The sequence below is a fragment of the Anaeromyxobacter sp. genome (assembly GCA_016718565.1).
GTDB lineage: Bacteria > Myxococcota > Myxococcia > Myxococcales > Anaeromyxobacteraceae > JADKCZ01.
This window is the reverse complement of sequence record JADKCZ010000010.1, coordinates 63,354-86,247: the sequence shown is the minus strand read 5'-3', so window position 1 is coordinate 86,247 and position 22,894 is coordinate 63,354. Positions and strand designations below refer to the sequence as shown.

Here is a 22,894-nt window from a genome sequence, read left to right as displayed (position 1 = left end):
GGGAGTGGCGGCGCGGCGGCCCGAGGGCGGGCGCGGCGGATGGCGCGCGGCGGCGCCGGCGGGGAGCGCGCCGGCCCGGGCTCATGCCTGCCCTGGACCGTCGCCGTGGCCGGGTGGGCGCCCGCCGTCGCCGCGCGGGCCCAGCAGGAACTCCTGGAAGCGGCGCTCCCCCTCCTCCGCCGAGGTCTCGGGGCCCTCGTGCGCCGGCTCCAGGTAGGCCACCCCGCGCAGCGGCCCGACCGCGTGGATGGCCAGCGGCGCCAGCGGGAGGTTGTGGCCCTCGGCGTCGGAGGCCAGCGGCACGGCGAAGGCCGCCCGCTTGTCGTCGAGCCGGCGCCAGTAGAGGAAGCGGTCACCGTGCACGCAGCCCAGCTCGCGGGAGGCCCGGTCGAGCAGCTGGGCGCAGCGCTGCCCGGCCCCCGCCTCGTCCCGGGCCGCGGCGTCGGCGTCGGCGCGCAGCTGCTGGGCCCGCTGGCGGCGCTCCTCGGCCTCCTTGAAGAGCCGCTCGGCGTCCTTGCGGATGCGGCGCGCCCTGGCGGCGTGCTCGCTGGAGAGGAGCGAGCGCTCCAGGCTGCGGGCCCAGGTCTCCTCCACCTCGGCCCAGACCCGGTCGCGCCGCTGCACCTCGACGCCGTACTCCTGCTGCAGGGCCGGGAGCTGGCGCTCCAGCGGCTTGCGGGCGGCGGCGTCGCTGGTCTCCTCCAGCGCCCGCTCCACCCCGCCCAGCCGGTACCAGGCCTCGCTGGTCCGGTTGCGCTGCTCCTCGAAGTGGCCCACCAGCGCCAGGGCGCGGTTCTCCAGCACCTGCGCCTCGGTGCCCAGCCGCGCGGCCGCCTCCTCGGCGCTGCCGCCGTCGGAGAAGGCGTCCATGGCGGTGCGCTGGGCCAGCTCGGACCGGAGCTCCATCAGCTCGGCCTGCGACAGGAGCTCCTGCCGGCGCGCCGACAGCCCCTCCCACGCGGACACCGCCCTGGCGTAGTCGGTCCACCAGGCCGAGAAGACCGGTCCCTGGATCAGCTCCTGGAGCTCGCCGAGCCGGACGGCCTTCACGTCAGTTCACCGGGGCGAAGACGAAGGGGTACTCCACCGTCACCGGGCCGGAGGGCCGGAACTGGGTGCGCCAGGTGCGCATGGTGTTCATGATGCACGAGGCCACCTCGGGCGAGCCGAGGCTGTTGAGCGCGGCCTGGATGTCGGCCAGGCCGCCGGTCTCCAGGATGGTGAAGCGGATGCTGATCTTGCCCTTGAGGGAGGGGTTCCGCTTCAGGGCGTTCTCGTAGCAGGCCTTGATGAGCCCCATGCGCGCCCGCACGAAGGCCGCCAGCTTGGCCTGGTCGATGTCGGCCGAGTCCACCTCGGCCTCCTCGGCGGCCACCGAGCCGGAGACCCGCACCTCGCTCTTGGCGCCGTAGCCCACCGCGCCGCCGCCGCTGGTGGCCAGGTCGCCGATGGAGGCCGCGCCGCCCTGGCCGCCGCCCTTCCGCCCGCCGCCGGCGGCCGGGTCGGTGGCCACGGCCACGCCGCCCGCGCCGGAGAGGGCCGTGGCCACGTCGGTCATGCCGCCGCCGGCGCCGAAGACGTCGGCCACCGCGCCGCTGCCGGTGCCAGGGCCGAGGGCGCCCAGCACCTTGAGCATGCCCTTGGAGGAGACGGCCTTGGCCACCGCCGCGGCGCGGGCCGCCTTGCGGGCCGCCGCCTGCTCGGCCGTCTCGGCGGTCTTGTCGCCCTTCTTGGGCTCGCCCTTCTTGGCCTCGCCCTCGTCCGGCTTCTTCTCCTCGGAGCCCGCCTTGGCCTCCTCCTTGGCCTCCACCGGCGGGGCCGGGAGGCGGTCCGGGATGAGCAGCTTGGCGTAGCGGTCCGGGATCTCCTCCAGGGTCACCTCGGGCGGCAGCTCGGTGTTGGCCAGGGCCACGTAGGCGCCGCCGTGCACCAGGAAGGAGAGGGCCAGCAGCGTGACGAAGAGCCGATCCATGCTCTTGAAGTGGTTGCCCTTGGCCTCCCGGGGCAGCACCGGCCTGGGCGCCTCGGGCGGCGGCGTGACGAACTGCCAGAGCAGCTTCACCTCGCCGATGACCACGTTGCCGCGCTGGTCCTCGCCGACCGGCACCGAGTGGCCGCGCCCCTCCTTCTTGGCCAGCCCCTGGGACACCAGCGCCCCGAAGTCGGCGGCGCCCTGCGGCCCCTGGATGCGGCCGTCCATGCCCTGCTCGAACCACAGGTGGTACCGGTCGCCCTGCCAGGCGAAGACCGTCACCGAGGCCGGCAGGTTCGACTGCGGGACCACGATGGTGTTCTTCGCCGAGGTGCCGAGCGTGATCGACTGGCGCGCAGGGATGATGCGCTCCTCGACGATCTTGCCGCCCTGGATCACGCCGATCCTGAGCACCTTGTGCTGCTGAGCCGCCATCGCTCTCACCTGCTCCTTCGCTGCATCCGAAGGGCTAGAACGGGGCCTTCTGGACTGCCTGGATCACCTTGGGGAGGAACGGCTCGGATCGGTCGAGCTCCCCGTAGTTGAGGTTGGCCCGGGGCATGAGGAACATCGCCTGGGGCTTCTGGATCCGCCCCTCGACCTTCATCTCCTCCAGCCGGAGGATCTTGCGGGGCGCTGCCTTCTTGGTCCTGGCGTCCGGCGGGGCCTGGGCCAGCGCCGGGGAGGCCAGTGCGATCGTTAGCACGGCGGTCGAGACGGCGACAAGGAAGCGCAGCATCCTCATTTGTCACCCCTTTCCTCACCCAGCTTGCCGGTGGACGGCCCCGGCGGCGTCGGGTCGGCGGGAGGCGTGGTCCCCACGCCCGCGGGCGCCGGCGGAGCCACCTCGCCGGCGGGTGGTGCAGGTGTGGGCTCGGGCGCGGCCGGCTCCTGTGCGGCAGGCGCGGCCGGCTCCGGTGCGGCAGGCGCCGCCGCGGGGGGCGTCGCCGGCGGCGTGCCGGCGTCCCCGGGGGACGCGGGCGGCGCGGCCGCGGCCTTGGCGGCCGCCTGCGCCGCCGCGGCGTCGGCCGCCGCCTGGGCCGCGGCCGCCTCGGCGGCCAGCGTGGCCTCGGCGGCCGCCCGGGCCTCGGCCGCCAGGCGCTGCTCCTCCTCCACCTTGCGCCTGGCCTCGGCCTCCTTGCGGACGCGGTCCTTCTCCTCGCGGGCCAGCCGCTTCTTCTCCCGGTCGATCTCGCGCGCCGCGTCCTTGCGGTAGCCGGCCACGCGGGGCTCGACGCCGCCCTGCTTCTCGAAGGTGTCGAACCAGGCCAGGCCGGCCTCCAGCCGCGCCAGCGTGGGCAGGCCGGGCTTCTCCACGTCCAGGTGCAGGATGGCCAGGTTGAAGGTGGCGTCGTTGAGCGCCGGGTCCAGCTCCAGGGCCTTGCGGTAGGCCTGCTCGGACTTCTCGAACTGCAGCAGGCCGCGGTAGGCGTTGCCCAGCACCAGCCAGGCGCCGGCGGCGCGCGGCGCGTACCTCACCGCCACCTCCAGCTCCTGGGCCGCGCCGGCGAAGTCGTCGGCGTCGGCCAGCATGGCGCCGTAGTTGGCGTGGGCCTCCGGGTAGTCGGGGCGCAGGGCGGCGGCGGTCTTGAAGTGCTCGATGGACTGCACCCGGTTGCCGAGGGCCAGCTCCACGAAGCCCAGCCGGTTCCAGACGGCCGGGTCGCCGGCGTCCACCTGCCGCGCGTTCTCGAGCACCATGCGGGCCAGCTCGTAGCGCTTCTTCTGCGAGTAGGTGGTGGCCAGCACCACCATGGCGGGCACGTTCTTCTCGTCGGCCTTGAGGGCGGCGCGGCACTCGGCCTCGGCCGCGTCGAGCGAGCCGGCCGCCAGCAGCACCTCGGCCAGGCCGACGCGCAGCGCCACGCCGTCGGCCACCGCCAGGCGGGCCCGCAGCTCGCGCTCCGCCTCGTCGCGCCGCCCCTGCCGCAGCCACACCCGCACCAGGTTCTGGGCCGCCTGCGAGAGGTCGGGCCTCGCCTCCAGGGCCCGCTCGTAGGCCCGGATGGCGCCGGCGTCGTCGCCCTGCCGCTCCCGCAGCAGCCCGGCGTCGAAGGAGGCCCAGGCCAGGTCCGGGTCGGAAGCGGCGGCGTCCTCGAAGGCGGCCACCGCGGCGCCCAGGTTGCCGGCGGCCTGGAGGCGGACGCCCTCCTCGAAGCGCAGGCGGGCCCGCCCGGCGGCCTCGGGGGTGGCCTTGGCGCGGGCCGCCGGGGCGGCGTCGGGCGCGGCGGCGTCGCCGGCCGGGACCTCGACCGCGCTGGCCTGCGGGGTGGTGTCCGGGGCGGGGGCGGCGGCGGAGGTGGCGGGCTTCTGCGCCGCGGCGCAGCCGGCCAGCAGCGCCGGGAGGACCAGCGCCGCGAGCAGGGTGGCGGGGGTGGTGGCGCGAGGGGTCACTTGTCCGTCCCTCCGCCGAGCTTGGTGGCGGCCGGCGGCGCCGGCGGGGCGGCGGCCCCGGGCGGCGGGGCGGCCGGGGCCTCCTCGGACGGGGCCTCGGCCTGCGGGGGCGGCGGCGTGCGGCGGGTCGGCCCGTCCACGGTGTCGGCGAAGGCCACCGGCGAGAGGTCCTCGGTGACCATGCGGGCCTTGGCCTCCTTGAGCACCGGGTACTCGCGCGGGCGGAAGCGGGCCAGCGACTCGCCGATCTTCTTGGTCCACTCGTTCTTGACGTGGAGCTTGCGGGCGGCCTCGATGGCCTGCACGTAGACCGCCACCGCCTGGTCCTCGTAGGGCTGGGCGAACTGCGCCAGGCCGTCCTGGTAGGCGGCCAGGTACTCCTCCATGCCGGCCTTCTTGTACTCGGGCGGGATGGGGGCGTCGTAGATGGTCTGGGCCAGCCGCTCCAGCAGGAAGGCCTTGCGGTAGAAGGCCGCCAGGATCCAGTCGGGGCGCTTGTACTTGCCCACCTCGTCGTAGAGCGGGGCCACCCGCTTGGCCTCGGCGAACTTGGCGTCCAGGGCCCGCTTCAGCTTCTTGGCGTCGGTGGTGGCCGGCAGCGTGATGGCGTCGTACTTCACGAACTCCACCTCGGCCAGCCGGAAGCGGGCCTCGGCGGCGGCGGCGGCGGCGCGCACCGAGGTCTCGGGCTTGAGGCCCCGGCTGGCGAACTCGGCCACCGTGGCGGCGTAGCCGGCGCGGGCCGCCTTCTCGTCCTTCAGCTCGCGCTGGGCCAGGGCCGCCTTGAGCTTGGACTGGACCATGAGCTCGTGCTCCTTGGTCTTGCCGAAGCGGCGGTCGAAGTCCTGCAGCGCCGTCACCTGCTGCCGCCAGCCCTGGGTCTTCTCGTAGATCATGGCCGCGTGGAACATGGTGCGGGCCGCGTCGTCGGCGTCCGGGTAGGCCTTGGCGTAGCGGGTGAACGCCGCGGCCGCCTCGTCGTAGCGCTGCAGGTTCTCCAGCGCGCGCGCCTGGTTGTAGAGGGCGTCCTTGCGGTGCTTGGAGGTCTGGTACTTGTCCACCAGCAGCCGGTAGCGCTCCACCGCCTTGTCGAAGTCGTAGGTGTTCTCGGCGTTGAAGCCCACCCGGAAGAGCGCCTCGTCGGCCAGGGTGGAGGCCGGGTACTCCACGCTGATGCGCTCGTACATGCGCAGCGCCGACTCGAAGCGGCGCGCCCCCTCGTAGCAGCTGGCGGCGTTGTAGAGGGCCTTGTCGGCGAACTCGTGGCGCGGGTCCTCCTGCACCAGGGCGATGAAGAGGGTGGCGGCGCCCTCGTACTGCTGCGCCTCCATCAGCTGCATGGCGCGGTTGAAGCGGCCGCCCAGCTTGAACTTCTGCAGGGTGGCGTTGAGCGCGGCGTTCTTGCCCACGTCCAGGGTCTGCAGGCGGGCCGAGGCCTCCTCCACCGCCTTCCAGTCCTTCATGGTGAGGTAGCTCTCGATGATCAGGTTGGCCGAGAACTGGGCCACCTCGGAGTCGGGGTAGCGGGCCACCACCTCCTCGAAGCGGCAGCGCGCCTCGTCGAAGTCGTTGTGCTTGTAGAAGACCTCGCCGGCCTTGTAGGCGATGGTGGCGGCCTTCTCGTGGCCGGGCACGCGCGCCTGGAAGGTGTCCGACTCGCGCACCAGGCTCTGCTGGGCGTCCGGGATGGGCTCGGCCTTGACCTCCTCCTTGGCGGCGCGGTCGGTGGAGAGCAGGACGGCGCGGGCCGGCACCAGGCCGGCGCGCTCCAGCCGCGTCACCTCGCCCTCCCAGGAGATGACGGCCGAGAGGGCCGCCTCGGCCTGGTAGCGGGAGTCGGCCGGGTCGTCGCGCACCGCCGCGTAGGTGCGGGCGGCCTTCTCGAAGTCGAGCGCGTTGTAGAGGCAGTCGGCGTAGTTGTAGGAGAGCTCGTAGGCCTGCTTGGAGTGCGGGAAGCGGGCCAGGTAGTCGCCGTAGGCCTGGGCCGCCACGCGGTACTCGGCCACGGCGGCCTCCAGCTTGGTCTCGGTCTTGTACTGCTGGGCCTGGGCGTGGTGGAAGGCGGCGGCCCGCAGCAGGCTCTTCTCGGAGAGCTCGCGCACCTGCGCCACCAGGTCGGGATCGCCCTTGTTGGCCTCCCACCAGGGGGTGCCCTCGGCGAAGGCCCGCACCAGCGCCTGCCGCGCGTCGGCCTCGCGGTCGAAGCGCCGGTCGCGCGACCAGGCCAGCACGATCTTGGACTGGACCCGCGGGGCGTCGGGCGAGAGCGGGTCGCGCTGCAGCACCAGCTGGTAGGCCTCGACCGCCAGGCCGTACTTGGTCTCCTCGAAGTAGACGTCGCCCAGGCGGGCGTAGATCTCGGCCTCGTAGCTGCGGCCGCCCACCGCCGCGTAGAAGGCGCGGGCCTTCTCCACGCCGCCCCACTTCTCGTCGGCGAAGCTGATGGCGGTGTACTGCACCGCCTCCGGCCAGACGTCGCCGGAGGGCTTCTCGCCGGTCTTCCTGGCCTCGGCCACGTAGTGGTCGAGCAGCCGGGTGAACGACTCCACCGCCTCCTGGTACTGGTCCATCCGGTAGTAGGTCCACCCCAGCTTGTAGATGGCGCGGGCGTAGAGCGGGTGGTCCGGGAAGGCGTACATCCTGGAGAAGGCCTGCGCCGACTTCTGCAGCGAGTCGGCCGCCACCTCGTCGAAGTGCCAGTCGCCCAGGCGCACCCAGGCCTCGGGCACGAAGGCGCTGTCCGGGTAGCGCTCGATGAGGGCCTGGTAGGCCAGCTGCGCCTCCTGGCCCTGCCCCATCTCGCCCAGGCAGTAGGCCAGCAGGTAGGTGATGCCGTGGGTGAAGCGGTAGTCCGGGAAGCCGGTCAGGAGCCGCTGGTACAGCGCGATGGAGGGCGCGTAGCTCTTGACGGGCTCGGGGGGCGGCTCGCGCCCCTCGGCCATGGCGCGGCGGGCCTCCTCGCGGAAGCCGTCGGTGGCCAGGCGGAAGTCGTCGTTGGCCTTCTCGTAGTAGAGCTCGGCCAGCCGGAACATGGCGTCCGGCGTGAACTGCGGGTCGTCCGGGTAGCGCGCCAGGAACTCCTCGAAGTGCGCGATGGCGGCCTCGCGCTCGCTGCGCTCGAGCACCTCCAGGCTGCCGATGGCCAGCTCGTAGTGGTCCGCCAGGAAGCGGCGCCGCTCGTCGAACTGCTTCTGCACCAGCGTCTGCACCTCGCCGCGGTAGGCGCGCCCCTCCTCGTCGAAGCGGCGGATGGCCGCCTCGAGCTCGGCCACCGCCTGGCGGCCGCCGAGGTCGGGGGCGGCCGGCGCGGCCGCGCGGGACGCCAGGGGCTCGAAGGCCGGGCCAGCGGCGCGCTGGCGGCACGAGGTGTAGCCGGTGGCCGGGGCCGCGGCGAGCGCGAGGGCCGGCGCGAGGGCGGCGAGGATCAGGGCGGCGCGGCGCACGGCTAGTCGACCTCCCGGAGCACCAGCTTGTAGTCGCGGTCCAGCGCGTCGAGCTCCCCGGCCTTCTGCTGCGAGAGCTGCTGGATCTTCTCCAGCCGCTCGCGCTTGCGCGACCAGGCCACGTCGATGATCCCCACGTCGGCCTTCAGCACCAGCCGGTAGAACTGGGCGCGCACCGCGCTGAACGAGCGGAAGGCGATGCGCCCGATGACGTCGCGGGAGTCGCCGGCCGCGGCGTCCAGCGCCGCCTGCTGCTCGGCCAGGGCGTCGCGCTGCTCGGCCACCCGGACCCGCAGCGACTCGGCGCGGCGGCGGGCGGTGCCGGCGAACTGCTCCTTGAGCTGCAGGGCGCGGGGCTCCACGGTGGCCAGCCGCTCCAGCAGGGCCTCGCCGCGGGCCAGCTCGCCCTGCTGGGTGGGGCCCAGGCCGGGCCGGGCCGCGGCCACCAGCGCCTGCTCGCGGGCCACCAGCTCGCGGTACTCGCGCCGCAGCGCCGCCTCGCCCGAGAGCCCCTCGACCCCGCGGGCCGCGTCGCGGACCCCGGCGATGTCGCGGGTCAGGCCGCGCAGCTCGGCCTGGTAGGCCACCACCACGGCGCGCTGCGCCCGCAGCTCCTCCGAGAACTCGGCGCGCCCGGCCTCGTCGGAGGCGATCTCGGCGCGGTGCCGCTCCAGCCAGGCCTCGGTGCCGGCGATGGCGGCGGCCGCCGCCTCCACCTGGTAGCCGAGCTGGAAGACCGACCGGTCCACCACGTCGATGCGGCGGGCCATGCGCTCCTGCCTGGCCTGCACCTCGCCCGGGGTGCGCGGGGTCTGCTCCAGCCGGCGCTCCAGCTCGAGCCGGGCCGCGTGGGCCCGGTCCAGCTCGGCCCGGGCGGCCGACGGCAGGGCGTCGTGCACCGCCGCCACGGCGCTGGTGGCCACCTCGCCCTCCAGGCGGGCGGCGGCGTTCTGGATGGCCTCGGCGCTGGCCCAGCCGGCCTTGAGGAGCGGCGCGGCGTCCAGGCCGCCGGCGCGGGCCAGCAGGGCGTCGATCCGCAGCGCCACCGCGTCGGCCTCCTCCAGGTCGCGCCGCCCGGCCTCCAGCGCCGTCACCAGGTCGAGCGCCCCGCTCACGTCCCGCTGGGCCGTGGCCCACTTGACGGCCATGGACGGCAGCACCGAGGAGACGTCGAAGGCCTTGCCCTGGCGCCCGATCAGCTCGTTGAAGTAGCGCACCGGATCCTCGTGCATGGTGAGGACCGCGTCGATCTCGTCGCGCACCGGGGCGTAGGCGTTGATGACCCGGTTGAAGGCCTCGGTGGCGTCCGCGTAGTGGCCCAGCCGCAGGTTGAGGTGGCCGGTGAGGATGGTGGCCTCCGGCGCCAGCTGCGACTCGGGCGCCAGGTCCACGATCATGTTGGCGGTGCGCAGCGCCTGCTCGTAGCTCCTGGCCCGCACGAAGTTCCAGGCGATCTCGTGCAGCGCCTCGTTGAAGCGCGGCGACTCGCGCGGCAGGAGCTGGTAGGCGTCGAGCGACTCGGCCCAGCGCCCCTGCTCGGCCTCGACCCGGCCCAGGCCCAGGGCGCACAGCTCGCGGATCTCCACCTGCCGCTGGTCCTTGCCGTCCATGGCGGCGCAGCGGGTGAAGTGGACCGCGGCGGCGGGCAGGTCGCCGGCCTCCACCTGCAGCGCGCCCAGGTGGTAGGCGGCCGCCAGGTGGTAGGGCGGGGCCACCGCCGCGAAGGCCTCGGAGGCCCGGGACAGCCGCTCGGCCGGCCGCAGGTCGGGGCGGTGGTAGAGCGCCTTGGCGCCCAGGTAGCCCACCTCGGGCGGCGCGCCGCGCGGGAAGACGGTGGGGGCCTCGGCGAGCAGCGCGTCCACGCCCTCGAAGCGGCGCAGGGTGACGCGGCAGGCCAGGGCGCCCGCGATGGCGGCGCCGCGGGCCGGCGTGGGGCCCAGCGCCAGCAGCGCCTGGTACTGCCCGAGGGCGCTCTGGCAGGCGCCCTGCTGCCGCAAGGCGTCGCCCAGGTAGGCCAGCGCCAGGGGGTAGTCGGGGGTGGCGCGGAACTCCGGCTGCTCGACCGCGTCGAGCAGCAGCACCGCGGCGTGCACCCAGTCGCCCAGCAGGAACTGGGTCTCGCCCTCCGAGAACTTGCGCGCGGCGCGCACCGCCAGCGACTCGTCGGGGCGGGCGTAGGTCCTCTCGACGAAGAGCAGCCGGTCCTCGATGGAGGCGGCCTCCTTCTCGGCGTCGTCGAGGCGGCCGGCCGCGGCCGGCCACGGCGCCAGGAGCGCCGCGACCGCCACCAGCGCCGGCAGGCGCGGCGAGCGGCCAGTCACTTCGTGGCGCCTTCCGGCGCGCTGGCCTTCTGGGTGGGGTCCTCGCGCTGCACGTCCACGTCGTAGCGCACCGCCGGCCGGTCCTTCAGCTCGGTGGTCAGGCCGCCCTTCTCGAAGCCCACCACGGTGACGGTGAGCGCCTTCCCGGGCTCGGCGTTGAAGGTGTAGGAGGACTGCACCTTGAAGCGGTAGCCCTCCAGGTAGCTGAAGAGGCCGAACCCGTGGCCGCGGTAGGTGAGCTGCACCGAGACCTGGTGGTTGCCGGGCACGATGCGCCCGTTGAAGACCTCGAACTCCTGGCGGGACGAGAGGTCGCCGTCGAGGTCCGCCTTGGAGTAGACCGGCGCGCCGTCGAGGGCGTAGGCCACCGACTCCAGGAAGAAGGAGGCGCCCATCTCGTTGCGGTGCACCAGCACCGCCTTGGCGCCGGTGGTGATGTCGCCGCCGATGACCATCTCCTGCAGGTTCATCAGGCGGGCCTTGGTCCTGAAGATCTTCTCCTTCAGGTCGGAGACGCGCTCCTCCAGGGTCCTGACCTTGAGGTCGTTCTGCTCCTCGGCCGTCTGGGGGGCGGCCGGCGCGCTGGCGGGCGCCTGGGCCATCGCGACCGCCGGCCCGAGGGCCAGCGCGACAAGGATCCAGCGGCAGTTTCGAAGCACGGTCGACCTCGCTCGCGGGAGAATTCTCCCGCGTAATCAAAGGCAAGGCCCCGGTTATACCATCGGCCCCGCACGTAGCGTAGCGAAAGCCACTGCGCGCCGGCCCCCCGGCGTGATCGTCAACCGCCTCGCTTGAGCTCGGTGAGGACCAGCTTCGCCACGGCCTTCAAGGTGTCGAAGACCCCCACCCCCGTGGGTGCAACCGCCTGGTACTCCGGGACGTTCTTCGGGTTGAGGAGCCGGCGCAGCTCCTCGACCGTGGCGATGTTGGGCAGGTCGCGCTTGTTGTACTGCACGACATACGGGATCTTGGAGAGGTCGTACCCCTGCTCCGAGAGGTTGACGCGCAGGTTCTCGACCGACTCGAGGTTGGCCTCCATGCGCTCGATCTGCGAGTCGGCCACGAAGACCACCCCGTCCACGCCCTTCAGGATGAGCTTGCGGGAGGCGTCGTAGAAGACCTGGCCCGGCACCGTGTAGAGGTGGAAGCGGGTCTTGAAGCCGCGGATCTCGCCGAGCGAGAGCGGCAGGAAGTCGAAGAAGAGCGTGCGCTCGGTCTCGGTCGCCAGGGAGATCATCTTCCCCTTCGCGTCCGGGTTGGTCTTCGCGTACACGTACTGCAGGTTGGTCGTCTTCCCGCACAGGCCGGGACCGTAATAGACGATCTTGCAGTTGATCTCGCGCGAGCTGTAGTTGATGAAGCTCATGTCTACTCGCTGAAGAGATTGTCGATGTCGTCGTCGGTGATCTCGGCGAAGGGGCTGGCGGCGCCGGGGGCGGCCTGCTTCTTCGCGAGGGTCTCGAACACCCTGGCCAGCTCCTCGCCCGCCTTCTTGACCCGCAGGCGCACCAGCCCCAGCGAGCTCTTGGCGTCGAAGATCACCACCAGCACCACCCGCCCTCCCACGATGCTCATGTGGAGGGACTCCTTCTCCCCCTCGTGGAACTGGTTGGGGAACTCCTTCTCCCCGATCAGCTTGGCCAGGCCGCCCATGGCCGCCACGTTGCCGGCGGTCAGCGAGGCCAGCGAGGTGGTGTCCAGGTGCTGCGCCTGGCCGCTGGAGGCGATGAGCTGCCCGTTCTTGTCCACCAGGAAGACGACCTTGGCGTTGGCGTCCCGGGTGAGCCGGTCGCAGATCCCGGCGATGAGCCGGAACTCCTCCTCATACAGCACCAGGCCGGAATTCATGTCCCGTGACTCTCCGCGTGGACCCGAGTCATGGGCGAATACCAGGGAAACGCTCGGCTTTCAATCTTCTACCACGCGGCCGAGGGGTGGGTAGGCGAAGCCGAGGTAGACGCTGAGCCCACCCCGGTGCTGCCCGCCGGCGCTGCGGTGGGCTCCCAGCACCACCACCAGCCGCTCCGAGCGCCAGGTGGCGGTGCAGTCACCCTCGGTCCGATCCGGCCCGCCGGCGGGGCAGCGGACCTCCGGCGGACGCCCGTACTCCCGGGCCAGGGCGTCCACCCGCGCCTGCCAGGCCTCCAGGGCGGCCCGGTCGTCGGGCAGTCCGGGCAGCACCTCGGTGACCGCGGCGGCGCGCCCGGCCGTGAAGGTGATGGTGCAGGAGATGGCCTCCGGCTCGCCCAGGGGGCAGCCCAGGTAGGAGGTGGCGTCGTCGTCGCGCTGCAGCTGGCTGGCGCCCTGGGCCAGCAGGACCAGCTCGACGTCGGCGCGGCGCCGCCCCAGCGGCACGCCGGCCACGGTGGGCGGGGTGGCGGCGTCCCACTCGGCCCGCAGCGTCGCCACCGGGGGCGAGAGGGCCGGGTGCCGCGCCACCGCCACCGTCCAGCCGGGCGGCGCCCAGGCGGCCACCACGTCTTCGCCGGCGGCCTGGCCGGGGGCGCCCAGCCCGCGGGTCACGGCGGCGGCCAGGGCCCCGGCGTCGGCCAGCGGCACCTCCTGCTCGGCGGCGTACAGGCCGGCCGGGCCGACCAGCAGCCGGCAGGGCCCCGCCACCGGCGCGGCGGGGCAGGGCTCGGCCACCAGGGCGTCCGGATCACCGGCGTCGGGCCGGTGGGCCACGCCGGCGGCGGACAGGGCCCGGGCCACCTCGGCCCGCGGCGCGCCGAAGGTCAGGCCGAAGGCGCGCGGGCCGGCCGGCGGGGCCAGGGGTCGGTAGCGGCCGCCGGCGGCGCAGCCGGCCAGCAGCAGGCACCAGGCCAGGGCGGCGGCTCGGGGGGTCGTCATGTCCTCACAGCTCCCGGCGGCCGGTCAGCGCCCGCGCCAGCGTGGCCTGGTCCGCGTACTCGAGGTCGCCGCCCATGGGCACGCCCTGGGCGATGCGCGTCAGCTTGAGGCCGAGCGGCTTGAGCAGCTTCTGCAGGTACAGGGCGGTGGCCTCCCCCTCCACGTCGGGGTTGGTGGCCACCACCACCTCCTCGGCCGGCTCGTGCTCCAGCCGCAGCAGCAGCTCGCGGATCTTGAGGTCCGAGGGGCCGACCCCGTCCAGCGGGGAGAGGGCGCCGTGCAGCACGTGGTAGCGGCCACGGAACTCCCGGGTGCGCTCGATGGCCATCAGGTCCGGCACGCCCTCCACCACGCAGAGCAGCCTGGGGTCGCGCCGCGGGTCGGCGCAGATGGCGCAGGGATCCTGCTCGGTGAGGGTCTGGCAGGTGGAGCAGCAGCGCACGTCGCGCACCACCCCCACCACCGCCTCGGCCAGCGCCTGGGCGTACTCCGGGCCGGCCTCCAGGACGTGGAAGGCCAGCCGCTGCGCCGTCTTCTCCCCGATGCCGGGGAGGCGGGCCAGCTCCTTGACCAGCCGGGCGATGGGATCGGCGACCGACACGCGCTCAGCCGGTGAGGCCCGGGATGCGGATGCCCCCGGTGGACTTCTGCAGGTGCTCGTCGGCGGCGGTGCGCGCCTTCTCGGCGGTGGCGTTCAGGGCCGCGGTGAGCAGGTCCTCCAGCATGGCGGTGTCGGCCGGGTCCACGATCTTCGGGTCGATGGCGAGCTTCACCACCTCGCACCGGCCGTTCATGGTGACCTTGACCAGCCCGCCGCCGGCCTCGCCGTCCACCACCACCTCGCCCAGCTTCTCGCGGGCGTCGGCCATGGCCTTCTCGAGCTTCTTGGCCTGCTTCATCAGGTACTGGATGTCCATGGGGTCCTAGAGCTCCTCGATCTTGAGGTGGCCCTCGAGGATGCGGGCCGCCTCCACGATGTTGGGGTGGGCGCGGGCCGCCTCGCGGACGCGGACCGAGCGGGCCAGCTTCTCGGCCGCCTCGGCGGCGGCGATGGAGACGGGCGCCGCCTCGCCGGGCACCACGCCCGGGGCGGGCGCGGCGCCCAGCTTGAGCTCGAGCCGGGTGGGCCGGCCGAAGCAGCGGGCGAAGATGGCCTCGAGCTCGACGCGCCGGCGCTCCACGGTGGTGGCCAGCAGCCCGGGCGGCAGCTGGATGGCCACCTCGCCGTCGCGCAGCCAGAGCAGCGTGGCCTGCTTGAGCGGCGGCGCCGCGGCCGGCATGGAGGACTCCACCACCTCCACCGCCGCGCGCCAGCGCTCGCCCACGGAGGCGGCGGGATCGACCAGGGGGGCGCCCGTCGCGGGGGTCCCCTCACCCCGGCCCTCTCCCCGGAGGGGAGAGGGAGGCTCGACCCGGGAAGGCGCGCGGGGCTCGTCCGCTCGAGCTCCCTCTCCCCCAGCTTGCTGGGGGAGAGGGATGGGGTGAGGGGGCGGACCCGGTGGACGTGGGAACCCCTCACCCCGGCCCTCTCCCCGGAGGGGAGAGGGAGGCTCGACCCGGGCCGGCGCGGTCGCCATCTCCACCGGGATCGCCGCGGCGGGCAGGTCGCTCCACCCGCCGGTCCCCGGGCCTGCGGCGCAGCCGGGCGTGCCCACGGGCGGCAGGTCGCGGCCCATGCCGAGCGGCTCGGGCGCGGTCCGGGTGCGCGGTGGCGCGGCGGGCGCGGGTGCGGGTCCTGGCGCTGGTGGTGGGCCGGGGCGCGCGCCAGGGCCGCCGGAGCCGGAGCCCCCCGAGGGCGGCGGCAGCGTGCCGCCCGCCAGCGCCTCCACCCGCGCCAGCAGCTCCGACACCTCGGCCCCGGGGGCCAGGAAGATGGCCTTGAGCAGCGCCACCTCCAGCGCGTGGCGCGGCTGGTCGGCCAGCTTGGCCTCCACCACCGCCCGCTGCGCCAGGTCGAAGAGGCGGGTCAGCTGGGCCGGATCGGCGCGCCCGGCCTGGGCCCGCACCTCGGCGAGCTCCACGTCGGAGAGGTCGAGCGGCGCGGCCGGGGCCAGGCGGGCCACCACCACGTCGCGCAGGTGGCGCGCCAGGGCCTCCGCCACCCGCTTCATCTCCAGGCCGCGCTCGTGCAGCGTGGCGATCTCGGCCAGCAGGCCGGCGCCGTCGCGGGCCAGCAGGGCCCCGGCCATGCGGGCGATGGCGGCGCCGTCCACCGTGCCGAGCGCCTCGGCCACGTCGGCGTCGGCCGGGGCGTCCCCGCAGGCGGCCCGCACCCGGTCGAGCAGCGACAGCGCGTCGCGCATGCCGCCCTCGGCGGCGCGCGCCACCAGCGCCAGGGCCGCCGGCGAGAGGGTCATGCCCTCCTGGTGCGCCACGTGGCCGAGCTGATCGGCGATCTGCTGCAGGGTGAGCCTTCGGAAGTCGAAGCGCTGGCAGCGCGAGACGATGGTCTCGGGCACCTTGTGCACGTCGGTGGTGGCCAGCACGAACTTGACGTGGTCGGGGGGCTCCTCCAGCGTCTTCAGGAGGGCGTTGAAGGCCCCCTGCGACAGCATGTGGACCTCGTCGATGATGAAGACCTTGAAGCGGTCGCGGGCCGGCCGGTACTTCACCGCCTCGACGATGTCGCGGACGTTGTCCACGCCGTTGTTGGAGGCGGCGTCGATCTCCACCACGTCCACGGCCCGCCCCTCGGCGATCTCCACGCAGGGGGTGCAGGCGCCGCACGGCTCGGCGGTGGGCCCCCGCTCGCAGTTGACGGCCTTGGCCACCAGGCGGGCGGCGGTGGTCTTGCCCACGCCGCGGGGGCCGGTGAAGAGGAAGGCGTGGGCCAGCTGCCCGCGCTGCAGCGCGTTGGACAGGGTCTGCACCACGTGCGCCTGGCCGGACATCTCGCCGAAGCGCTGGGGCCGGTACTTGCGGGCGAGGACGAGGTAGGCCATCGGGGATTCCGGGGAGATGGCTTAGCAGCAGACCACGCGAAAGCAAAACGAGCCGGCCCACAATCCCCGGGCGCACGGAGGTCCTCCTACCGTTGCTCCCTTCCGGGCCTGGCGGGGTTCGAAGGGTCCCACGTCGCCCGAGGATTCTGGGCCGGCTCTACACCGGCCAGAGGCGGCCGGACGCTGGCGGAGAGGGTGGGATTTGAACCCACGGTACCGTTTCCGGTACACACGATTTCCAGTCGTGCTTCTTCAACCGCTCGAACACCTCTCCAAGGTCTGAAAGCGGAGAGCGAGGGATTCGAACCCACGGTACCGTTACCGGTACACCTGATTTCGAGTCAGGCGCCTTCGACCAACTCGGCCAGCTCTCCGCGCGGGGGTTTACCTGATCCTCCCGGGTCTTGCCAAGCAGGATCCCCGGGGAATCTCGCGCAGTCACGCGTCCGGCGGGCCCTCGGCGGCCCCGCGGGCGCGGCGGGCGCGGAAGAAGGCGCGCAGCAGCTCGCCGCACGCCTCGCCGAGGACGCCGCGCGCCACCGGGTAGCGGTGGTTGAGCCTGGGGTCCGCCGACAGGTCCAGGAGCGACCCCACCGCGCCCGCCTTGGGATCGGCGGCGCCCAGGACCAGCCGGTCGATGCGGGCCAGCACCAGGGCCCCGGCGCACATGGCGCAGGGCTCCAGGGTCACGTAGAGCGTCACCCCGGTGAGGCGCCACCGGCCCAGCGTGCGCGCCGCCTCCTGGATGGCCTCGAGCTCGGCGTGGGCGGTGGGATCGCGGCCCGCCTCGCGCCGGTTGCGGCCGCGGCCCACCACCTGGCCCTGGTGGACCGCCACCGCCCCCACCGGCACCTCGCCGGCCGCCCCGGCCAGGCGGGCCAGCGCCAGCGCTTCGGCCATGGCGTCGAGATCGTTCACTGAGTCCTCGTTTACTCGCAACCCGACCGGGAGCCAACCATGTGGTCATCTGGTTCCTTGACACCCCATTCGGGCACCTCCGATACTGCGACTCTTGGACTGGGGGAGCACACCATGAACCACCGCATCAGCTGTGCCGTCGCCGCGCTGTCCCTGCTGGCCGCCTGCGGTGGTGGCGGCGGAGGGACCACCGGCGGGCTTCCCCTGGCGGTCACGGCCGGCTCGCCCTCGGTGCTGGCCAACGGCACCGCCACCACCAGCATCACGGTGACCGGCGACGCCCGGTTCCCGGTGGTCGTCCAGAGCCCGCGCGGCACCTTCGAGAACGGCCAGGGCTCCGTCACCTTCCAGGCCGCCCCCATGGTGGCCACCCTGCGGGCCTGCGACTCCCGGGTCACGGCCGGCTGCGCCGGCACCTTCCTGGTCAACGTCTCCGACGCCGCCCTGGCCAGCGCCCGGGTCTCGATCACCTTCGTGCCCGTCGAGATCTGCGACGACCAGCTCGACAACAACGGCAACGGCCAGACCGACTGCGCCGAGCAGGCCTCCTGCCCCACCGGCACGGTCTGCAGCGCCGGCGGCAAGCAGTGCGGGGCCGGCGCCTGCGCCACCTGCCTGGGCAACGGCGGCGCGCCCGAGGTGGCCGAGGTGAGCTGCGGCGACGGCTTCGACAACGACTGCGACGGCGTGTCCGACTGCGCCGACCCCGACTGCGCCGGGGACGTCTGCCTGACCGCCCCCTCCACCACCGGCGGCCTCACCACCGGCACCTGCAGCGCCACCACCCAGGCCTGCACCTGCACCGCCGTGGCCGAGACCGGGGCGCGCTGCGGCAACGGCCTCGACGACGACTGCGACGGCCTCATCGACTGCGAGGACCCGAACTGCCAGGACCTCGGCGCCGGCGGCCAGGCCTGCGACACGCTGGGCCACACCTGCTCGGCGGCGGTGGCCGGCGTCTCGACCTGCACCACCTGCACCGGCAACGGCGGCGCCGCCCAGGGGGCCGAGGCCGACTGCGCCGACGGCAACGACAACGACTGCGACGGCCTGAGGGACTGCGCCGACACCGACTGCGCCGCGGCCCAGGCGGTCTGCTCCGTCACCTTCAAGACCTGCAGCGCCGCCACCAACCAGTGCGTCTGCCAGGGCCCGGAGGCCGCCCGCGAGCTGACCTGCGGCGACGGCCAGGACAACGACTGCGACGGCAAGATCGACTGCGCCGACACCGACTGCGCCACCCGCGCCTGCACCGCCTTCGGCTCCACCTGCTCGGCCACCCAGGTCGGCACCTGCACCTGCTCCGGCAACGGCGGCGCGCCCCAGCAGGGCGCCGAGACCACCTGCAGCGACGGCCGGGACAACGACTGCGACGGCGTGGCCGACTGCAACGACTCCAACTGCGGCCCCACCCCGGGCACCAGCTACGGCGTGCAGTGCTCCGGCACGGCCACCAACGTGCTGCGCTGCGACGGGCTGGCCCAGTGCGCCTGCACCGGCAACGGCGGCACCCCCGAGCCGGTCGAGCAGTCCTGCGGCGACACCCGGGACAACGACTGCGACGGCCTGGTGGACTGCGCCGACCCGGACTGCGGCGCGCGCGCCTGCAACGCCGCCGGCCGCACCTGCACCAGCCTGGCCGGCGTGAGCAACACCTGCTCGGTCTGCACCCCGCCCGGCGCGCCCGCCATCGCCGCCGAGGTGGCCGAGGGCACCTGCGGCGACGGGCGTGACAACGACTGCGACGGCACCGCGGACTGCAACGACACCGACTGCGTCAACCGCACCTGCCTGGGCGCGGCGGCCATCGGCGGCGGCAGCACCACCGGCAAGTGCACCGCCGCCCGGGCCTGCGTCTGCACCCCGGTGGCCGAGACGGCCGCCCTGTGCGGCAACGGGCTGGACGACGACTGCGACGGCCGCATCGACTGCGAGGACACCAACTGCCAGGACCTGGGCGCGGGCGGCCAGAGCTGCGACGCCCTGCGGCACCTGACCTGCTCCTCGCCGCTGGCGCCCACCCCCGGCTGCACCGTCTGCACCCCCGGCGGCGGCGCCCCGGTGCAGTACCCCGGCCAGGAGTCGGTCTGCAGCGACGGCCGCGACAACGACTGCGACGGCGTCTCCGACTGCGCCGACCCGGACTGCGCCGCCTCCACCTTCGCCTGCGCCCCCAACGGCTTCACCTGCGACCCCTCCCAGTTCACCTGCACCCGCTGCAGCGGCAACGGCGGCGCGGCCGAGGCCGTGGAGGCCACCTGCGCCGACGCCGCCGACAACGACTGCGACGGCGCGGTGGACTGCGCCGACGCCACCTGCCGCGGCCAGGCCTGCAACGCCTTCGGCATGCGGTGCACCAGCCCGGCCAGCGGCGCGGCCACCTGCACGGTCTGCTCGGGCAACGGCGGCGTTGCCGAGGCGGCCGAGACCTCCTGCGGCGACGGCTTCGACAACGACTGCGACGGCCTGGCCGACTGCGCCGACACGGGCTGCGCCGCCCGCAGCTGCGGCGGCAACGGCGAGGTCTGCAGCGGGGCCACCTGCGTCTGCGGGGCCGGCGGCGCCTCCGAGCCGGTGGAGCTGAGCTGCGGCGACAACCGGGACAACGACTGCGACGGCCTGGCGGACTGCGCCGACCCGAGCTGCCAGCCGGCCGGCGCCGCGCCGGGCCGGGCCTGCGGCCTGAACGGCCGCGCCTGCACCGCCGCCGCCGCCTGCGCCTGCTCGGGCAACGGCGGCGTGCCCCAGGCCGCCGAGGCGCTCTGCGCCGACGGCTTCGACAACGACTGCGACGGCCTGGCCGACTGCGCCGACACCACCTGCGCCAGCGCCGCCTGCCCGTTCCCGGTGAGCGGCGGCGGCTTCACCACCGGCTTCTGCAGCCCCACCCTGAAGGTGTGCGCCTGCACCGCGGTGGCCGAGACCGGCGCCCTGTGCGGCGACGGCCGCGACAACGACTGCGACGGCCGGATCGACTGCCTCGACGAGAACTGCCAGCCGGTGGGCAGCGCCCTGGGCCAGACCTGCGACGCCCGCGGCAACCGCTGCGCCCCGGCGGTGGGCGGCGTCTCCACCTGCACCATCTGCGCCCCGGCCGGCGACCCCATCAACGCCCAGGCGACCGGCGCCGAGACCAAGTGCGCCGACGGCTTCGACAACGACTGCGACGGCCGGGCCGACTGCCAGGACGCCACCTGCGCCTCGCTGGCGCTCGCCTGCGACGCCACCGGCAAGACCTGCACGCCCGCCCTGCTGTGCCGCTGCCCCGACACCTCCGGCACCGAGGTGGCCTGCGACGATCACGCCGACAACGACTGCGACGGCAAGGTGGACTGCGCCGACACGCAGTGCCAGCCGGCCGGCAGCACCCCCGGCCGGACCTGCGGCCCCAACGGCCTGGTGTGCAACGCGGTGGGCGGCGGCACCTGCGCCTGCGCCGGCAACGGCGGCGTGCCGCAGGGCAGCGAGGCGCTCTGCGCCGACGGCTTCGACAACGACTGCGACGGCCTGGTGGACTGCGCCGATCCCAGCTGCCAGCCCACCACCCCCGGCACCCTGGCCAACGCCTGCCGCAGCGCCGCCATCGCCTTCGGCGGCAAGTGCGACGTCTTCGGCCAGTGCGTCTGCCCCGGCGGCCAGGCGGCCGAGACCACCTGCACCGACGGCCTGGACAACGACTGCGACGGCACCGCCGACTGCCTCGACCCGGACTGCGCCGGGGCGGCCTGCCTCCCCTCCTCGGGCCCGAACGTGGGCACCACCTGCCTGACGGTCTCGGCCACCGGCTGCGGCTGCCCCGGCGGCCAGGCCACCGAGACCACCTGCGACGACGGCACCGACAACGACTGCGACGGCCGGGTGGACTGCGGCGACGCCGACTGCGCCGACCGCGACTGCCAGCCGGGCTCGACCGTCTACAAGTGCCTGCACCCCACCGCCGCCTCCCTGAGCTACGTCTGCAAGGACGGCAGCTCCTTCGTGCTGGCGCTCTCGGCGGGCGCGCTCCGCCTGCCGGCCGACGGCTCCGGCCCCTCGCCGGCCCCGTCCGCGCCGGTGACCACCACGGTGACCGTCTTCCTGCAGAACGCCACCACCAGCCTGACGCCGGTGGTGGGCGCCAGCGTGGCCCTCTCGGCCACCGGCGGCACCCTCTCGGCGGCCTCGGTCACCACCGGCGCCGACGGGCGCGCCGCGGTCACCTTCACCCCCTCCACGGTGGCCCAGACGGCGGTGGTCACCGCCACCTACGCGGCCACCAGCGGCCCGGTGGTGCAGACCCTGCCCATCGTGCTGCCGGCCCTCTCCTCCATCACGCTGGCCTCCCAGGACTTCGTGGTCATGGGCGCCCGTGACTCCGGCTACCAGGAGCTCAACGAGCTGACCTTCCTGCTGGCCGACGCCACCGGGCAGCCCTACCCGGCCGGCCTGCGGGTGGACTTCCAGCACGCCCCGGCCGGCGGCTCCTTCATCGAGGTCACCGGCGTGCCGGTGAGCTGCAGCCAGGTGCTCTGCACCACCCACGGCGTCACCGACGCCACCGGCCGGGTGCGGGTCCTGCTGCGCTCCGGCTCGGTGGCCGGCACGCTCTCGGTGAGCGCCAGGGCCAGCGCCGGCGGCACCGGCCTGAAGACCGTCTCGGCCGGCAACATCGCCATCGTGGGCGCCAGGGCCAACGGCAACGAGATCACCATCACCTGCTCGCCGCAGAACATCCCGGCCCTCATCGCCACCGACTGCACCAACTCCAACTACTTCGGCGCCGACGCCACGGTGGCCTGCCGGGTGGTGGTCAACGACCGGTACAAGAACAAGCTGGGCGTCCCCTCGCTGGTGCAGTTCTTCGCCGAGGCCGGCGCCATGGGCGCCTCGGCCACCACGCCGGCCTACGACCCGACCAAGACCCCCGCCCAGCAGGCCAGCCTGGGCACCACCACCGGCATCTACTCGGCCAGCGGCGCCAAGCTGCCGGTGGACGTGGCGCCGCAGCCGGGCGAGTTCTCGTTCGCCCATGACTGGGACGGCTGCGCGCCTCCGGGCGGCACGCTGATCCACAACCCGCGCGACGGCCTGGTGACGGTCATCGCGGTGGCCCAGGGCGAGGAGGGCTTCTTCGACGCCTCCAACGGCTGCCCGGCCAACGGCCTCTACGACGCGCCCGGCTCGGCCGGCTGCGCCCTGGGCGAGCGGTTCGTGGACCTCGGCGAGCCCTTCGTGGACCTGAACGACAACGGGGTGCGCGACAGCACCTCCAGCGGCGGCGAGTTCGACGAGCCCTACTTCGACGCCAACAACAACGGCGTCTGGAACGGCCCGAACGCCACCTGGGACAGGTCCACCACCATCTGGGCGGAGACCCGGCTGCTCTACACCGGCTACGTGGAGGCGCGCGGCGCCGGCCCCCAGTGGGCCGCCTCGCGCTTCTTCAACGCCTTCCCGTTCCCGTTCACGCCGGCCCCGTCCGACCCGGCCAGCTTCTTCGTGCTGGCCTCCACCACCACGCCGCCGCCCGGCACCCCGGCCACCAGCCAGGGCCTGGGGGTCTACATGACCGACCTCAACTTCAACCTCCCGAACTACAAGACCACCTACGGGGTCTCCAAGCCGGGCGGGGCCAAGCTGACGTTCACCCTGGAGAACGCCCCCACCACCACCGACGACCTGGGCATGCTGTTCCGCCAGCTCTACTGCGACGGGCAGAACCCGGGCACCTGCGCCAGCAGCTGCAACTGGAACCAGTGCGTCCGCCGGTCCGACGCCACCGGCTTCCAGTACGGGTCGTTCGGCAGCGTCTCGGTCACCGGCGGCTCCGCCCCGGACGGCGGGCTGTGCCTCTGGATGACGGCGACGCTCAGGACCACCAACACCATCAGCAGCATCTCCACCGAGCGGTCGATCGACATCCCGGTCTGCGGGCAGTCGGTCACCCCGTAGCGCGAGCGCGGCGCCGGGTGGGGCAGCGGCCCACCCCGGCGTCCGCCAGCGCACCAGGCGCCCGGCGCGGCCTCCCCAGGCCGGCCGGGCGTCGTCGTGTCTGGGGGCTGGCCGCTCGCGAGG

General features: G+C 74.2%; 15 protein-coding genes, 2 tRNA genes and 1 other RNA gene. 1 reads left to right on the top strand and 17 read right to left on the bottom strand.

The window, feature by feature from the left end; all coding sequences use genetic code 11:
- Positions 1-81 precede the first annotated feature (81 nt).
- From IPO09_17090 to IPO09_17010, 17 genes are all read right to left on the bottom strand, one after another.
- A complete protein-coding gene (locus IPO09_17090) occupies positions 82-1,050 on the bottom strand; it encodes a hypothetical protein (protein MBK9519024.1) in 969 nt (322 codons plus the stop codon).
- Between the two features lies 1 nt (position 1,051).
- Complete coding sequence (locus tag IPO09_17085; GenBank protein MBK9519023.1) at positions 1,052-2,407, bottom strand: AgmX/PglI C-terminal domain-containing protein; 1,356 nt, start codon at positions 2,405-2,407, stop codon at positions 1,052-1,054.
- 34 nt (positions 2,408-2,441) lie between these two features.
- Positions 2,442-2,711, bottom strand: a complete 270-nt coding sequence (locus IPO09_17080) for a hypothetical protein (GenBank protein ID MBK9519022.1) — start codon at positions 2,709-2,711, stop codon at positions 2,442-2,444.
- Between the two features lie 2 nt (positions 2,712-2,713).
- Complete coding sequence (locus tag IPO09_17075) at positions 2,714-4,366, bottom strand: tetratricopeptide repeat protein (protein MBK9519021.1); 1,653 nt, start codon at positions 4,364-4,366, stop codon at positions 2,714-2,716.
- Complete coding sequence (locus IPO09_17070) at positions 4,363-7,809, bottom strand: tetratricopeptide repeat protein (protein ID MBK9519020.1); 3,447 nt, start codon at positions 7,807-7,809, stop codon at positions 4,363-4,365. The genes IPO09_17075 and IPO09_17070 overlap by 4 nt, the downstream gene beginning before the upstream one ends.
- 2 nt (positions 7,810-7,811) lie before the next feature.
- A complete protein-coding gene (locus IPO09_17065) occupies positions 7,812-10,130 on the bottom strand; it encodes a hypothetical protein (GenBank protein ID MBK9519019.1) in 2,319 nt (772 codons plus the stop codon).
- Positions 10,127-10,732 (bottom strand): dihydrolipoamide acetyltransferase, encoded by a 606-nt coding sequence (locus IPO09_17060; GenBank protein ID MBK9519018.1) that lies wholly within the window; start codon positions 10,730-10,732, stop codon positions 10,127-10,129. Before IPO09_17060 ends, IPO09_17065 begins: the two co-directional genes overlap by 4 nt.
- 176 nt (positions 10,733-10,908) lie before the next feature.
- Positions 10,909-11,496, bottom strand: coding sequence for a gliding-motility protein MglA (locus tag IPO09_17055; GenBank protein MBK9519017.1), 588 nt, complete (start codon positions 11,494-11,496; stop codon positions 10,909-10,911).
- A gap of 2 nt (positions 11,497-11,498) precedes the next feature.
- A complete protein-coding gene (locus tag IPO09_17050; protein ID MBK9519016.1) occupies positions 11,499-11,978 on the bottom strand; it encodes a roadblock/LC7 domain-containing protein in 480 nt (159 codons plus the stop codon).
- A 60-nt stretch (positions 11,979-12,038) separates the two neighbouring features.
- Positions 12,039-12,980: a hypothetical protein gene (locus IPO09_17045; GenBank protein ID MBK9519015.1), complete on the bottom strand. Its 942-nt coding sequence runs from the start codon at positions 12,978-12,980 to the stop codon at positions 12,039-12,041.
- 4 nt (positions 12,981-12,984) lie between these two features.
- The gene (gene recR, locus IPO09_17040) at positions 12,985-13,581 is read right to left on the bottom strand and encodes a recombination protein RecR (GenBank protein ID MBK9519014.1); all 597 of its coding nucleotides are present in this window, start codon (positions 13,579-13,581) and stop codon (positions 12,985-12,987) included.
- 4 nt (positions 13,582-13,585) lie between these two features.
- Positions 13,586-13,897 carry a YbaB/EbfC family nucleoid-associated protein gene (locus tag IPO09_17035; GenBank protein ID MBK9519013.1) on the bottom strand — a complete coding sequence of 104 codons (312 nt, stop codon included), beginning with the start codon at positions 13,895-13,897 and terminating at the stop codon, positions 13,586-13,588.
- Between the two features lie 6 nt (positions 13,898-13,903).
- Positions 13,904-15,922, bottom strand: a complete 2,019-nt coding sequence (gene dnaX / locus IPO09_17030) for a DNA polymerase III subunit gamma/tau (GenBank protein MBK9519012.1) — start codon at positions 15,920-15,922, stop codon at positions 13,904-13,906.
- Positions 15,923-15,977: 55 nt separating this feature from the next.
- Positions 15,978-16,071, bottom strand: an RNA gene (gene ffs, locus IPO09_17025) — signal recognition particle sRNA small type.
- Positions 16,072-16,106: 35 nt separating this feature from the next.
- Positions 16,107-16,196 (bottom strand) — tRNA-Ser (locus IPO09_17020).
- Between the two features lie 12 nt (positions 16,197-16,208).
- Positions 16,209-16,296 (bottom strand) — tRNA-Ser (locus IPO09_17015).
- 64 nt (positions 16,297-16,360) lie between these two features.
- The gene (locus IPO09_17010; GenBank protein ID MBK9519011.1) at positions 16,361-16,822 is read right to left on the bottom strand and encodes a nucleoside deaminase; all 462 of its coding nucleotides are present in this window, start codon (positions 16,820-16,822) and stop codon (positions 16,361-16,363) included.
- A gap of 132 nt (positions 16,823-16,954) precedes the next feature.
- On the opposite strand from IPO09_17010, the gene IPO09_17005 reads away from it, so the two are divergent.
- The gene (locus IPO09_17005; protein ID MBK9519010.1) at positions 16,955-22,771 is read left to right on the top strand and encodes an Ig-like domain-containing protein; all 5,817 of its coding nucleotides are present in this window, start codon (positions 16,955-16,957) and stop codon (positions 22,769-22,771) included.
- The last annotated feature ends 123 nt before the right edge of the window (positions 22,772-22,894 follow it).

What these genes read in the sequence shown, in the direction of transcription:
- IPO09_17010 (MBK9519011.1), bottom strand. Translation starts at nt 16,822, where the DNA reads ATGGCCGAAGCGCTGGCGCTGGCCCGCCTGGCCGGGGCGGCCGGCGAG.
- IPO09_17080 (MBK9519022.1), bottom strand. Translation starts at nt 2,711, where the DNA reads ATGCTGCGCTTCCTTGTCGCCGTCTCGACCGCCGTGCTAACGATCGCA.
- IPO09_17035 (MBK9519013.1), bottom strand. Translation starts at nt 13,897, where the DNA reads ATGGACATCCAGTACCTGATGAAGCAGGCCAAGAAGCTCGAGAAGGCC.
- IPO09_17005 (MBK9519010.1), top strand. Translation starts at nt 16,955, where the DNA reads ATGAACCACCGCATCAGCTGTGCCGTCGCCGCGCTGTCCCTGCTGGCC.
- IPO09_17060 (MBK9519018.1), bottom strand. Translation starts at nt 10,732, where the DNA reads ATGGCCCAGGCGCCCGCCAGCGCGCCGGCCGCCCCCCAGACGGCCGAG.
- IPO09_17050 (MBK9519016.1), bottom strand. Translation starts at nt 11,978, where the DNA reads ATGAATTCCGGCCTGGTGCTGTATGAGGAGGAGTTCCGGCTCATCGCC.
- IPO09_17045 (MBK9519015.1), bottom strand. Translation starts at nt 12,980, where the DNA reads ATGACGACCCCCCGAGCCGCCGCCCTGGCCTGGTGCCTGCTGCTGGCC.
- IPO09_17055 (MBK9519017.1), bottom strand. Translation starts at nt 11,496, where the DNA reads ATGAGCTTCATCAACTACAGCTCGCGCGAGATCAACTGCAAGATCGTC.
- IPO09_17085 (MBK9519023.1), bottom strand. Translation starts at nt 2,407, where the DNA reads ATGGCGGCTCAGCAGCACAAGGTGCTCAGGATCGGCGTGATCCAGGGC.
- dnaX (MBK9519012.1), bottom strand. Translation starts at nt 15,922, where the DNA reads ATGGCCTACCTCGTCCTCGCCCGCAAGTACCGGCCCCAGCGCTTCGGC.